Annotated in this window: 8 protein-coding genes and 1 tRNA gene; 8 read left to right on the forward strand and 1 reads right to left on the reverse strand. The window is 62.6% G+C overall.

Translation table 11 applies throughout. The annotated features are described in order from the left end of the window. Positions 1–211: 211 nt before the first annotated feature. The 4 genes from AAAX32_RS02360 to AAAX32_RS02375 all read left to right on the forward strand — a co-directional run bounded on the left by AAAX32_RS02360 (position 212) and on the right by AAAX32_RS02375 (position 4,724). Entirely contained in the window at positions 212–1,288 is a 1,077-nt protein-coding gene (locus AAAX32_RS02360) for a hypothetical protein (RefSeq protein WP_349099873.1), read from the forward strand. After that, positions 1,288–2,331, forward strand: coding sequence for a hypothetical protein (locus tag AAAX32_RS02365; protein ID WP_349099874.1), 1,044 nt, complete (start codon positions 1,288–1,290; stop codon positions 2,329–2,331). The genes AAAX32_RS02360 and AAAX32_RS02365 overlap by 1 nt, the downstream gene beginning before the upstream one ends. 45 nt (positions 2,332–2,376) lie before the next feature. Continuing rightward, complete coding sequence (locus AAAX32_RS02370) at positions 2,377–4,554, forward strand: MurT ligase domain-containing protein (protein WP_349099876.1); 2,178 nt, start codon at positions 2,377–2,379, stop codon at positions 4,552–4,554. A gap of 93 nt (positions 4,555–4,647) precedes the next feature. Next, positions 4,648–4,724 (forward strand) — tRNA-Glu (locus AAAX32_RS02375). Positions 4,725–5,360: 636 nt separating this feature from the next. Here the strand turns inward: AAAX32_RS02375 and AAAX32_RS02380 are convergent. Then, a complete protein-coding gene (locus AAAX32_RS02380) occupies positions 5,361–7,448 on the reverse strand; it encodes a glutamine synthetase III (RefSeq protein ID WP_161155731.1) in 2,088 nt (695 codons plus the stop codon). Between the two features lie 423 nt (positions 7,449–7,871). On the opposite strand from AAAX32_RS02380, the gene AAAX32_RS02385 reads away from it, so the two are divergent. The 4 genes from AAAX32_RS02385 (at position 7,872) to AAAX32_RS02400 (ending at position 13,570) form a co-directional block, all read left to right on the forward strand. Beyond that, positions 7,872–8,744 (forward strand): methylenetetrahydrofolate reductase, encoded by an 873-nt coding sequence (locus AAAX32_RS02385; protein WP_349099877.1) that lies wholly within the window; start codon positions 7,872–7,874, stop codon positions 8,742–8,744. Then, positions 8,744–9,532 carry a hypothetical protein gene (locus AAAX32_RS02390; protein ID WP_349099878.1) on the forward strand — a complete coding sequence of 263 codons (789 nt, stop codon included), beginning with the start codon at positions 8,744–8,746 and terminating at the stop codon, positions 9,530–9,532. Before AAAX32_RS02385 ends, AAAX32_RS02390 begins: the two co-directional genes overlap by 1 nt. Positions 9,533–9,541: 9 nt before the next feature. Further along, a complete protein-coding gene (locus AAAX32_RS02395; RefSeq protein WP_349099879.1) occupies positions 9,542–12,097 on the forward strand; it encodes a homocysteine S-methyltransferase family protein in 2,556 nt (851 codons plus the stop codon). A gap of 108 nt (positions 12,098–12,205) precedes the next feature. Continuing rightward, positions 12,206–13,570, forward strand: coding sequence for a PFL family protein (locus AAAX32_RS02400; RefSeq protein WP_349099880.1), 1,365 nt, complete (start codon positions 12,206–12,208; stop codon positions 13,568–13,570). Positions 13,571–13,626: the final 56 nt, after the last annotated feature.

Consider the following 13,626-nt stretch of genomic DNA (forward strand, 5'->3'; position numbering starts at 1 on the left):
CCTCCAAAATGCGCCCCGTTCGCCGCCAAAAATCGACCGTTTGCGGCACCGCGATACCACTCAGTCGTCCAAGGTGCCGACATTTGTGCGACATCCGTCTTCGTGGTGCAAAGGTGCATGTCCAAGTGCGGCACCCCCGGTGTGCCACATGCGGGTAAACTAGAACCCTATATAGAGACATTTGAACCCTAACCGCAGCAAAGGAGGCCACATGGCATTCGATCCCATTCAAGAGGATTGCCATCGCCTCGTTCTTGAGGCCTTGCGCCGCGACAATATCCCGCTCACCGACGGTGCCGCCGTAGAACGTCTGATGGAGCAATTCACCCGTAACCCCGCGCCGCTCATCGTGCACGACCGCGACCGAGCTGGGCATCTGATTGCCAAGGTCGTCGAGGCTGTCGACTACCGCATCCCCTTTATCCCCGACGACGCCCAAGCAGAGCAAGAAGAGACCGCAGCCGAGAACATGCTCCGCGAGGCAGCCGCGCTCGATCCGGCCAACTGGGATGCCCAGCGCATGCTGACGGCGCTCACCGCCGAATCCAACGAGGAATACGTACAGTATCTGGTGTCCAAGTGCGACGAGGTGGAGCACGATCTGGCGCTCAAGATTGCCTCGGCGCAGGACCCCTACGAGTGTGAGGCCGCAGGCGACCTGACCCGCCGTCCCTACCTGCGCTGGCTTGCCGCCTTGGCATCGCGCGCGCTCATTAGCGGCCGCTACCGCATGTCGCTGGATGCCGCGAATCGCAGCCTGGACTTTGCACCCAACGACCCCGCCGGCGTCCGCCATACCGCGATGCTTGCCATGGCAAAGCTCGAATACCCTGCCGAGGAGCTCAAACGTTTTCGTTCCGCCCACTCCGTGCCCTATCTCGCCAACACGCCGCTGCGCCGCCGTCCCAAGGACGCAGAGCGCGACTTGGACCCGTGGACGCTCATCGCGCTGATGAGCGCTGCCTGGCGCGAGCTGGATTACGAGGGCGCCGAACACTACCTACGCATCCTGGTGCGCTCATGCCCGCACGCGGCCGAAGCACTCTACTTCCAAACCGAGTTTCCCGATGGCGTCTATGCCCGCGTCAACGTGGGCGTGGGCTCCACCGATGAGCTTGTCCTTGCCCTGTCCGAGGCGACGCCGGTACTGCAGGAGGGCCTAGGCGCGCCCGACAACGCCAGCTTTGCCGCCTGGGTCGCCACCAACGACATCGTGCGCTCCCAGATCGACGAGCGCATCCTGCGTGCAGCCGAGCAGGGGCTTCCATTTAAGGGAGGAGACCTCTAATGGATCCGAGCGTCTACATCCCCGCCTATCTGGAGCGTACCTATCTGGCATCGCACCCCGAACTCACCGATGCAGCACGCGAGCTTGTCCATAACGACATCAGCGCAAACCCTCACAAGTATGCGCAGACCGAGCATGCCCAAGCGCTGCTGTCCTATGCCGGCGTTCATCGTCATTTGCTTGACGAGCTTCGCCGCATCGAGGACATGGGCAGCGACGAGGAGTTCGAGCAGACGCGCAACCGCCTGTTCGACGACATGCGCGATGAGCTGCTCAAGATTGTTCGCGTCGACGCACTGGCCGTCGACGCGCAGCTGCTCGCCATCATCCTGGCGGACACGCCCGTCGATGCCTGCCTGGGCGACCTGATGAAGCTCGAGGCGAGCACGGCCGACTACCTGCAACAGAGCGTGCCCGGGTTTGATATGGAGGCCCCGCACTATTGGGCCAATAATGTTTTGGCCGACGGTGTCACCGCAGCAGACCTTACCGTGAGCGAGCCGGTGCTTATCGGGTGGCTCCACACGCTCGAGGCCATCTCGCAGCTGTGCATGGCGAGCGCCCGCTACCGCGCTGCCGCCAACTACGCCCGCCGCGTCCTTAAGGCAGAAGGCTATCTCACCCGGGCCGCCGGCACCGTGCTGCTTGCCCTCGCCCGCTTGGAAGACCAAGACGGCTTTTTTGCCCTGGCGCATCAGCTCGAGGAACAGATGGGGGCAGACGTACTCGAAAACTCTCCTTGGTACCTGCTCGCCCGCACGATTCTGCTGTTCAAAACAAACAAGATGCGCCCGGCGACGCGCGCGCTGCGTGAGTTCGCTAACCGTTGCGAGGGCGGCGCGTTCTTCTTGCTGAACCCCATGTACCAGACGCCGTATCTTCCCTGCCGACCCGAGCCGCGCGACCCCTGGGACCTCTCGCACCAGGCGGTTTGGGAAGCCGACGGCATTATCTCGGACACCCCCGACTTTGCCCCCTGGGCCAACGCCTGCGAAGACGTATCGCAGCTTGCCCAGGAATTTGCGCGCCGCTACGGCTTTTAGCGACGCGATCACCCCGACCATGTCATCTATGTTAGGAACGGCTTCATGAACCTCCGCTCATCTCTCGCCTGCACCTCGAGCGATATCGCCCGCTGGGGGCTGCGCTCCGTCCTTAAGCGCCAGGGCGGCGTACTCCCCGGCCGCATCGCCATGAAGATCGACCCCGAGTTGCTAAGCGACCTCGCGAGCTTGGTCGACCGCAGCGTGGTGATCACCGGTACTAATGGCAAGACCACCACCTCCAACCTCATCGCCGACGCCGTTGCTTCCAGCGGTGCTACCGTGGTGTGCAACCGTGCCGGCAACAATATGGAGCCTGGTGTGGTGGGTGCTCTGCTCGAGGCCCGCGGCGGCCTTAAGCACACCAGCAGCGGCAAGCGCGTGGGCGTTTTTGAGTGCGACGAGCTCTACACCGTACGCGTTCTGCCCAAGCTCAAGCCGACGTACTTTGTGCTGCTCAACCTGTTCCGCGACCAGCTAGACCGCTACGGCGAGATCGACCATACCCAAAACGTCATCGCCCATGCATTGGAGCTCTCTCCGGCAACAACGCTCATCTACAACGCAGACGACCCGCTGTGTGCCGCAATCGCCGCGCGCGTTCCCAATGCAAGCATCGCCTTTGGCATCGACGGCGCCACGGGCACCGAGTCCGACCGCATTAGCGACTCGCGTTTTTGCTCGCAGTGCAATGCGCCGTTGGAGTACGACTATGTGCAGTACGGCCAGCTTGGCGCATACCATTGCCCCTCGTGCGGCTGGGCCCGCCCTGGGCTGGTCCGTCGCGTGACGGGCGTGGAGCTCGGCTGCGACGGTTACGGCTTTGACCTGGTCTTTGGACCCGATACCGACGCACCCGCAACGCACATCGCCACGCGCTACAACGGCCTGTACATGGTCTACAACGTAGCCGCAGCCTTCTTCGCCGCCCACGAGCTGGGCGTGGACGCAGCGCATCTGCAGCCCACGCTCGATGCCTACGTCCCCGCCGGCGGGCGTATGGGCCGCTGGGAGATCGCCGGCCGTACCGTCGAGGCAAACCTGGCCAAGAATCCCGTAGGCTTCGATCGACAAATCCAGTCCATCAAGACGGCAGGCGGCAGACTCTGCGCTTTCTTCCTCAACGACAATGACGCCGACGGCCACGATGTATCGTGGATCTACGACGTCGACTTTGAGCGCATCGCCGACACAACGGGGCTTGTCGCCTTTGCCGGCGGCACGCGCGCACACGACATGCAGGTACGCCTCAAGTACGCCGGCATCGATGCCACGATTATCTCGAATATCGAGCAGGCGATCGGTGCCGTTGCGGATGAAGCCGCCGGCGACACTTTCTATGCCGTCGCCAACTACACGGCCTTTCCGCCGCTAGTCAAGGAGCTCGACGGGCTCAAAGGCACCGATGCGGCTACGGTTGCCGCCCACGCCGCAACGTGCGCCGATGGCAGCGCCGTCCCCGTCGGCGTCGCGCCGGTCGAGCTCTCGCGCCCGCTGCGCATCGTCTACCTGTATCCCGATGCCCTCAACCTCTACGGCGACGGCGGCAATGTCATCGCCCTCGAGCGCCGCTGCGCCTGGCGTGGCATTCCCGTGCACGTGGACGAGGTCCGTATGGGCGAGACGCTCGATCTGCATGATGCTGATATCGTCATGATGGGCGGCGGCTCCGATCGCGACCAGCTGGCTGTGGCGCACGAGTTGCTCGCTCAAAAAGACAAGGTTGCGGCCTATGTTGAGGATGGCGGCACACTGCTTGCCATCTGTGGCAGCTATCAGCTGCTCGGCCGTTCGTACTACATGGGCGACGATCGCATTGAGGGTCTGGGCGTCATTGCCGCCGAAACCGTACGCGGCTCCGACCGCCTGATCGGCAACGTCGCCGTTAAGACCGACCTGGCACCCGAGCCCTTTGTGGGATTCGAGAACCATGGCGGCCGCACCCTGCTCGATACAGAGGCCACGCCGCTCGGAACGTCCGTCGTCGCGGGCACCGGCAACAACGGCGACGATGGCTTTGAGGGACTGATCTACAAGGGCGTCATCGGCACGTACCTGCACGGGCCGGCGCTACCCAAGAACCCCGAGCTCGCCGACTGGCTCATTACCCACGCCCTCGAGCGCCGCGGCGATGCGCAGGCCACAGCCCTGCTGCCGCTCAAGCCCCTCGACGACACCTACGAGCACGCCGCCCACGACGCCGCCATGAAGCTTCTCCCCTAACCACCACAAAGGGGACAGGCACCTTTGTGGTGGTTTTCCAGTTTGCCAACGATATACGCGCCGGCAAAAAAGTCTGCTATACTCTTTCCCGCTGTCCCCATCGTCTAGCGGCCAAGGACGCCACCCTTTCAAGGTGGATATCGCGGGTTCGAATCCCGCTGGGGGCACCATTTAAATTAAGAAGCCCGTTACCCCCGCGGTGACGGGCTTTTTGCTACCGATATGCCGGGATTCGAACCCGACAGGGTGCGGAGCTGAGGAAACGCGAAGCGTTTTCCAGCGCAGCACGCAAGGAGCGGAGCGACGCAGCGAAAGCGGGCGGCGCCAGCCGCACGCGGACATCCCGCTGGGGGCACCATTTAAATTAAGAAGCCCGTTACCCCCGCGGTGACGGGCTTTTTGCTACCGATATGCCGGGTTTCGAATCCCGAGGGCATTAAATCACACTGTCATCCAAGGGCCTGTGGGCAAAAAATAGCAAATATGAGTACTGTTACCAATTTAGTAACAGCGATTTCATGCCATCAGAAGACAATTTGGACGCCAAGCGTCCTACGGCGGAGGAAATGTAGGCGTTTATCAGCCAAGTACTTGGATATATGTTGCGTAATTCTGCGTCTTTTTCAAAAAGATAATGCTACAGGACTTGTGACAGTACTCATATTTGACGTTTTTTGCCCACAACCCCTTATTGCGCGGGCGAATCAGTTGCAAAACGGACTCCAAAGCGTCCCTCGCAAACAAAAAGCCGGGGCCCGCGCGATGCGGACCCCGGCTTTCAACCGTGACGGTATGCTGTCCCAGTCCTACACGTAGAACAGGATGTCGTCGTAGGTCGGGACCGGCCAGTAGTCGGCTGCCACGATCTCCTCCATGGCATCCACGGCGGCGCGCAGCGTATCCATAGCGGGAACGACCTCGTGTGCATACACATTGGCCTGCTCCTGGCCATCGAGGGCCTCGGCCTTCTGATGCACGGCGTCGAGCGCCTTGATGGAGTCGTTGATGGCGGTGATGCCGTTGCAGAGCTTGTTGAGCGTGTTCTGCTCGCACTGCATGGCAGCATCGGCGCCGGCAGCGCGGATTGCCTCCAGGCCCTTAGCGACCTTGGTGGCATAGGCGGTGATGACCGGGCGATAGGTACGACGCGCCTCGCGAACCATCGTGGTGGCCTCGATGTTCATGAGCTTGTTGTACTTCTCGAGCTTGCAGTCGTAGCGGCACTGAGCCTCGGCCTTGGTCAGGACGCCCGTCTCCTCAAAGAGCGCAATGGCCTTATCGGAAACAAAGGCGGGCAGGGCGTCGGCCGTGGTCTTGTTGTTGGCAAGGCCGCGCTTCTCGGCCTCGACGGGCCACTCATCGGAGTAGCCGTCACCGGAGAAGAGGATACGCTGGTGGTCGGTCAGGACCTTCTTGCAGTACTCGAGCGCGGCGTCCTGGAAATCATCCTCGGGCGTACCCTCAAGGGCATCGGCGAAGGACTTGAGCGACTTGGCCACGGCGGCATCGAGCACCAGGTTGGAGTCGGAGACGTTCTGCTCGGAGCCGCAGGCACGGAACTCGAACTTGTTGCCGGTGAAGGCAAACGGGGAGGTGCGGTTGCGGTCGGTGTTGTCCTGCATCAGCTTGGGCAGGGTATCGGCGCCCAGGTCGAGCACGCCGCGCGTGGCATGGACGGAAGCCTTGCCATCGATGATCTTCTCGACGACCTCGGTAAGCTGGTCGCCCAGGAAGATGGACATAATCGCCGGAGGAGCCTCATTGGCGCCCAGACGATGATCGTTGCCGGCCGAGGCAACGGAGGCACGCAGGAGCTCCTGATAGTTATCGACGGCCTCGATCACCGCGGTGAGGAAGACGATGAACTGCAGGTTGTCGAGCGGGGTGTCGCCCGGGTCGAGCAGATTCTCGGACTCGGTGCCAAGCGACCAGTTGTTGTGCTTGCCCGAACCGTTGATGCCCTCGAAGGGCTTCTCGTGCAGCAGGCAGACCAAGTCGTGGCGGGAGGCAATGAGCTTCATCTTCTCCATCATGACCAGGTTCTGGTCGATGGCCTCGTTGACCTCGCCATAGACCGGTGCGAGCTCATGCTGGCAGGGAGCGACCTCGTTGTGCTTGGTCTTAGCGGGAATGCCGAGCGCCCACAGCTCATCGTCCAGGTCCTTCATATAGGCCGAGACGGTGGGGCGGATAGCGCCAAAGTAGTGCTCCTCGAGCTCCTGGCCCTTGCAGGGAGCGGCGCCAAAGAGGGTGCGGCCGGTGATAACCAGGTCCTTGCGTTTGCGGTAGGCGTCCTTCTTGATCAGGAAGTACTCCTGCTCGTCGCCCACGGAAGGAACAACCTTCTTGGGAGTCTTGCCAAACAGCGCCAAAACGCGCTTGGACTCACGCGAGAGCGCAGTCATGGAACGCAGCAGCGGGGTCTTCTTGTCCAGGGCCTCGCCCGTGTAGGAGCAGAAAGCCGTGGGGATGCACAGGACATCGTCCTTGATAAAAGCGGGGCTAGTGGGATCCCAAGCGGTGTAGCCACGGGCCTCGAAGGTGGCGCGCAGGCCGCCGTTGGGGAAGCTGGAGGCGTCCGGCTCGCCCTGGATCAGGTTCTTGCCCGTAAACTTGGTAATGGCGGTGCCGTCGTGGTTGGGCTCGAGGAAGCTGTCGTGCTTCTCGGAAGTAATGCCCGAAAGCGGCTGGAACCAGTGCGCGTAGTGCGTCGCGCCCTTGGAGATGGCCCAGACCTTCATGGCGTGGGCAACGGCGTTGGCCACATCCAGGTCGAGCGGCTCACCGTCCTCGAGGGTTGCAGCAAGGCGCTTCCAAATGTCCTTGGGGAGGTAGTCCTTCATGACTTCCTCAGAGAACACCATGGTCCCGAAGCGGTCAGTAAGATCGGCCATACGGAACTCCCTTCGTATCGGCACCGCGTGAGATGCGGTGTTGATTACTAACGAACGAGTCATAGATTAGGCTCGTCGTGTTTCCGCAACATTACCGTTATGTTGCTGTCGCGAAACCAATCAATGAGGTTAACGCATCGCGGCGGCGTTGCCACCCTCAACAGCCAATCAACTGTATAAATTGCAGACCTCTCCCCATAGTTTAAGGGTAGTCAATTTGGGATGGGGCTCTATTAACTGGTATTTCGCATCAGATACCATTCAATATAGCCCTTTCCTACATTGACCGCTCTGCTATAGGCAATGCCGATAGCAAGGCATCTTTGATTGGTATCCCTAAATCGCGAGTAAAACTCCACCGTGGCACAGCGGTGCTGTAGAATCCTTACAACACATCGCACTAAATATCTAAAGGAGCACGATATGCGCGTCGACGAGGTTTTTAAGCAGGCAGCATCCCAGGGCACCACGCCCGTTTCTTTTGAGATGTTCCCGCCCAAGGGTGAGCTTACCCTCGATACGGCTCGCGAGGTGGCAGGCAACCTGTGCAAGCTTTCACCGAGCTTTGTCTCGGTCACTTGTTCCGCTGGCGGCTCGGGTAACGGGGCCACCACCGCCCCCATCGCACATATGATTACGAGCGAATTCGATACGCCCTCGGTAGCGCACCTCACCTGCGTGGGCCGCTCGCACGCCGATATCGCCGCCAAGATCGACGAGTATCGCACCGCCGACGTTGAAAACATCCTGGCCCTGCGTGGTGATCTTCCCGCTGGCGCGACCGAGGACGACAAGCCCGCCTCCGACTACGCCTACGCCCGTGACCTCATCCCCGAGCTCGTCGACGCCGGCTTTTGCGTGGGCGCCGCAGCCTACCCCGAGGGCCACATTGCCTGCGAGGATCTCAGCCTCTCGGTCGAGCACCTCAAGCAAAAGCAAGACGCCGGCGCGAGCTTCTTTGTGACACAGCTCTTCTTTGATAACGAGTGCTTCTATCGCTTCCGCGAGCTTGCCGACAAGGCCGGCATCACCGTGCCTATTACCGCGGGCATCATGCCGTTTATGGGCAAGTCGCAGATCAGCCGCATGGTCTTTATGTGCGGCGCGTCGCTGCCCTCCCCCGTCATCAAGATTCTCGCCAAGTACGAGAACGACCCCGAGAGCCTGCAGGCAGCCGGTGTAGATTATGCCGCCCGCCAGCTTTGCGACCTCAAGGAGCACGGCGCCGACGGTCTGCACCTGTACACTATGAACCGTCCTGCAATCGCCGCGACCATTATGGAGCGTCTGGGGTAATGGAAAAACCGCACGTCGATACAACCGTTGTTGAAGTGCCGGCCGACCTTGCGTCGCCGGCGCTTTACCGTATCGACGCTGCCCACCACCCTCGTGTCGACCGTGCCGAGATGCTGCGGTATCTGGGCTACGGCGGCCAACAGATTGAGCCCGAGCTGTCCCGACGAATTGAGCTTGTAGTCGAGCGCCTAGAGCTGGATATCGAACCCCGTGGCGTGCGCCGCGTATTTGCCGTCGATGCCACGGGCGTCGACGAGCAGGGCGAGCCCTGCATCCGCTTGGTTGGCACCAATGTTGAGCTGCGGGGTCGTGATATCTATCGCCACCTTAAGGACGCCCGCCTTGCCGCACTCATGGCATGCACCCTCGGCATGGACGCCGAGCGTCGCCTGCGCACCACGGGAGCCCAACATCCCCTGGAGGGCGCCGTGCTCGACGCCGCGTGCTCCGCTTACGTGGAAGCCGCCGTTGAGCAAATGGACCAGCAGATCAAGACGGACGCCGCCGTTCATGGGCTCGCCGGCAACTGGCGCTTCAGTCCCGGCTATGGCGACTGCCCGCTCTCGGCCCAGCGCTCAATCGTGGATGCACTCAACGCCACGCGCCTCATTGGACTTACCGTCACCCCCACCAGCCTGCTCATGCCCACCAAGAGCGTGACCGCGGTGATCGGTCTGTTTGACGGCGAGGTCCACGACGCCCAGAGTCGCCCCACCTGCAATATCTGCCGCATGCGTGAGCACTGCCGCTTCCGCGCCGCCCACACCACCTGCTATTCCGGCCATTAGGAGCCATCGATGTTTACTCCGCTTATCACTCACGATCTGGACGGTTCCGCGCTGGCGGCACCCGTTGATGCCGCACGTTGTAACGGCGCCACGTACAAGACGCGCACGATCGACGACCTGCACATTAAGGACGATCGCCTGCGCGCCGCCATCGAGGGCACGGGGCACCTACTGTTCGACGGCGGCATGGGCACCATGTTGCAGGCCGCCGGCATGAAGGCAGGCGCCCTGCCCGAACTGCTCAACTTTGAAGAGCCCCAGGTCATCACCGATATCCAGCGTCAGTACGTCGAGGCTGGCTGCGACGTGATCACCGCCAACACCTTTGGCGCCAACGCTCACAAGCTCGATGGCGCCGCCACCGTGGCAGACGTCTTTGCCGCGGCAGTCACCTGCGCCCGCGAGGCCGGCGCCCGCTACATCGCCGGCGACATCGGCCCCATCGGCGCCCTGCTGCGTCCCTTGGGCACCCTCAGCTTTGACGAGGCCTACGACCTCTTTGCCGAGGAGGTGCGCGCCGGCGTTGCTGCGGGTGTGGACCTCTTTATTATCGAGACCATGACCGACCTGGCCGAGATCAAGGCGGCAGTCCTCGCCTGCCGCGAGAACTCCGACCTGCCCGTCTTTGCCACCATGACCTTTGAGGAAGACGGCCGCACCTTCTTGGGGACGAGCTCCGAGGTCGCCGCCATCACCCTCGACGCCATCGGCGCCGACGTCCTGGGCATCAACTGCAGCCAGGGCCCGGCCGAGCTCCGAGGGCTCGCCGCGCGTATGCTCACCGTCACCGACAAGCCCGTTATGGTGCAGGCCAATGCGGGACTGCCCCGCGTGGACGATGACGGCAATACCGTCTTTGATATCCAGGCACCCGAGTACGCCGAGGCCGTCGCCGGCATGATCGAGGACGGCGTGAGCGTCGTGGGCGGTTGCTGTGGCACCACACCGGCGCACATGGCGGCTCTACGCACGCTTATCGACAACCACACGCCCAGTCCACGCCATCGCAAGCCCAGTATGTCGGTCACGAGCGCCCAGACGGTCGTGGACCTCCCCTGCGACGGCCACAAGATCGCCGTCATCGGCGAGCGCATCAATCCCACCGGCAAAAAGCGCCTGCAGCAGGCCCTGCGCGACGGCGACCTGGACTACGTCGTGAGCCAGGGCATCAGCCAGCAGGAGCAGGGCGCCGACATCCTGGACGTCAACGTGGGCCTGCCCGAGATCGACGAGGTCAGGATTATCCAACAGGCAACCGAGCAGCTCCAAGGCTCCACGCTGCTGCCGCTGCAGATCGACTCCACCGACCCCGCCGCCGTCGAGGCCGCCGTACGTCGCTACGCCGGCAAGCCCATCATCAACTCGGTTAACGGCAAGCAGCAGATCATGGACGAGATCTTCCCGCTGGTCGCCCACTATGGCACCAACGTCGTCGGCCTCACGCTCGACGAGGACGGCATCCCCGATACCGCCGAGGCTCGCTTCGCCATCGCCGAGCGCATCGTGGCCGAAGCCGCCCGTTACGGCATCGGCCCGGACTGCATCCTCATCGACTGCCTGGTCATGACCGCCTCGACCAACCAGCGCCAGGCTGAGCAGATTTTACGTGCCATGTCTATGTGCAAGGAGCGCCTGGGCGTCAAGTGCGCACTCGGCGTGTCGAACATCAGCTTTGGCCTGCCTGCCCGCCCGCTGCTGGGCTCGGTCTTTTTGGCCGCCGCCTTTGGTGCAGGTCTGGACGCCCCCATCATGAACCCGGGTTCCAAGCGCTTTATGGATACCGTCTACAGCTATCGCGTGCTGAGCGTCGAGGACGAGGGCTCGACCGGATACATCGAGCGCTACGCCGGCTGGACCGATCCGTATAAGATTGCCGCCAACCCGGCGGCCGCCCAGTCAGCATCGAGCGATGCCGCACCTGCCGCAAGCACCACCGCAAGCGCCGATGACGACCCCATCCGCCACATGGTCGTCTCGGGCCGCAAGGGCGAAATCGCAGCCGAGACCGAGCGCCTGCTGGCCGACCACGACGCTATGGACCTCATCAACAACCACTTTATCCCCGCCCTCGATGAGGTCGGAGTCCTCTTTGACCAGGGAAAGTTCTTTTTGCCGCAGCTCATGGCCTCGGCCGAGGCCGCGCGCGTGGGCTTCGACACCATCAAGCGCCTGATGCCCGCCGGCGAGATTGCCGACAAGGGCAAGATCTGCGTGGCCACCGTTAAGGGCGATATCCACGACATCGGTAAGAACATCGTCAAGATGCTGCTCGACAACTACGGCTACACCGTCTTTGATCTGGGTCGCGACGTCGACCCGCAAGAGGTGCTCAAGACCGTCAAGGAGCGCGATATCAAACTCGTCGGCCTCTCGGCACTTATGACCACCACCGTCGTCGCCATGGAGGAGACCATCAAGCTGCTTCATGCCGAGGTGCCGGGCGTCAAGATCATCGTAGGCGGCGCCGTGCTCACCCCCGAATACGCCAAGCAGATTGGCGCGGACTACTACGCCAAGGATGCCGCCGAAAGCGCGCGCATCGCCGAAGAGGTCTTTGGGCAGTAACACAACGGAAACAACCGAGCACTAAAACGTGCCGCACGCGCCACTTGGCACGTGCGGCACGTTAGAATAGAAAAGACTATGCTCGTTTTGGCAGATAGGAGCGCAAGGATGGCGATCACGCCCGCAGAAATCGCGGAAACCCGCGGCATGGTTGAGGAGCAGAACCTCGACATCAGGACCATCACCATGGGTGTTTCGCTCATGGGTTGCGGTGACGAGAACCTCGACCGCATGTGCACGAAGATCTACGACCACGTGACGCACACGGCTGAGCATCTGGTCGAGACCGCCGAGAACCTCGAGCGCGAGTACGGTATCCCCATCGTCAACAAGCGCGTTTCCGTCACCCCGGTGGCGCAGATCGCCGCGTGCTGCAAGGATGAGGACCTCACCCCCATCGCGCATGCCCTCGACCGCGCGGCCGAAACGCTCGGCATCGATTACCTGGGCGGCTTCTCCGCGCTCGTCCAGAAGGGCATCGGCGACGCCGACCGCCGCGTCATCCAGTCCATCCCGCAGGCGCTCGCCGCCACCAGCCGCGTCTGCTCCAGCGTCAACGTCGCCAGCCTGCGTGCCGGCATCAACATGGACGCCGTGCTCATGGCTGCGCAGACCATCATCGACGCCGCTAAACTCACGGCAGACGAGGATTCCGTCGGCGCTTCCAAGTTTGTCTGCTTTGCCAACATGGTCGAGGACTCCCCGTTTATGGCGGGCGCTGTCCACGGCGGTGGCGAGGCCGACGCCGTCATCAACGTGGGCGTCTCGGGTCCCGGCGTTATGGCCGCAGCCCTGGAGACGCTGCCCGATTCCGCATCGATGATGGAGGTCGCCGAGAAGATTAAGCAGACCGCCTTTAAGATCACCCGCGCCGGCGAGCTCATGAGCCGCGAGGCCGCCCATCGCCTGGGTGTCGAGAAGGGCATTGTCGACCTGTCGCTGGCACCTACGCCTGCCGTCGGTGACTCCGTCGCGCGCATCCTCGAGATCATCGGCGTGGGCACCTGCGGCGGCCCGGGCACGACCTGCGCACTCGCCATGCTCAACGACGCCGTCAAGAAGGGCGGCGTTATGGCCAGCTCCAGCGTGGGCGGCCTCTCGGGCGCCTTTATCCCCGTGTCCGAGGACGCCGGCATGATCGCCGCCGTCGAGGCTGGCGCGCTTTCGCTTGAGAAACTCGAGGCTATGACCTGCGTATGCTCCGTCGGCCTGGACATGATCGCCATCCCCGGTGACACCCCGGTCGAGACCATCGCCGGCATCATCGCCGACGAGATGGCCATCGGCGTCATCAACAACAAGACCACGGCCGTCCGTGTGATTCCCGCCATTGGCAAGGGCGTGGGCGACTGCGTCGAGTACGGCGGCCTGTTCGGCCGTGCGCCCATCATGCCGGTGAACCCCAACGCCGGCACCGTGCTTGCCCACCGTGGTGGACGCTTCCCGGCACCGCTGAACTCGCTGAAGAACTAGCTGAGGGGGACTGGCGAGGGGCCCCGGGGGAGGGCAAATATATAAGGTCGCCTGCT

Origin of the sequence: Collinsella sp. CLA-ER-H3 (genome assembly GCF_040092425.1) — a bacterium.
GTDB lineage: Bacteria > Actinomycetota > Coriobacteriia > Coriobacteriales > Coriobacteriaceae > Collinsella.

Excerpts from the sequence above, each read along its gene's own strand:
- AAAX32_RS02360 (WP_349099873.1), top strand. The coding sequence starts at position 212 with ATGGCATTCGATCCCATTCAAGAGGATTGCCATCGCCTCGTTCTTGAG.
- AAAX32_RS02365 (WP_349099874.1), top strand. The coding sequence starts at position 1,288 with ATGGATCCGAGCGTCTACATCCCCGCCTATCTGGAGCGTACCTATCTG.
- AAAX32_RS02370 (WP_349099876.1), top strand. The coding sequence starts at position 2,377 with ATGAACCTCCGCTCATCTCTCGCCTGCACCTCGAGCGATATCGCCCGC.
- AAAX32_RS02380 (WP_161155731.1), bottom strand. The coding sequence starts at position 7,448 with ATGGCCGATCTTACTGACCGCTTCGGGACCATGGTGTTCTCTGAGGAA.
- AAAX32_RS02385 (WP_349099877.1), top strand. The coding sequence starts at position 7,872 with ATGCGCGTCGACGAGGTTTTTAAGCAGGCAGCATCCCAGGGCACCACG.
- AAAX32_RS02390 (WP_349099878.1), top strand. The coding sequence starts at position 8,744 with ATGGAAAAACCGCACGTCGATACAACCGTTGTTGAAGTGCCGGCCGAC.
- AAAX32_RS02395 (WP_349099879.1), top strand. The coding sequence starts at position 9,542 with ATGTTTACTCCGCTTATCACTCACGATCTGGACGGTTCCGCGCTGGCG.
- AAAX32_RS02400 (WP_349099880.1), top strand. The coding sequence starts at position 12,206 with ATGGCGATCACGCCCGCAGAAATCGCGGAAACCCGCGGCATGGTTGAG.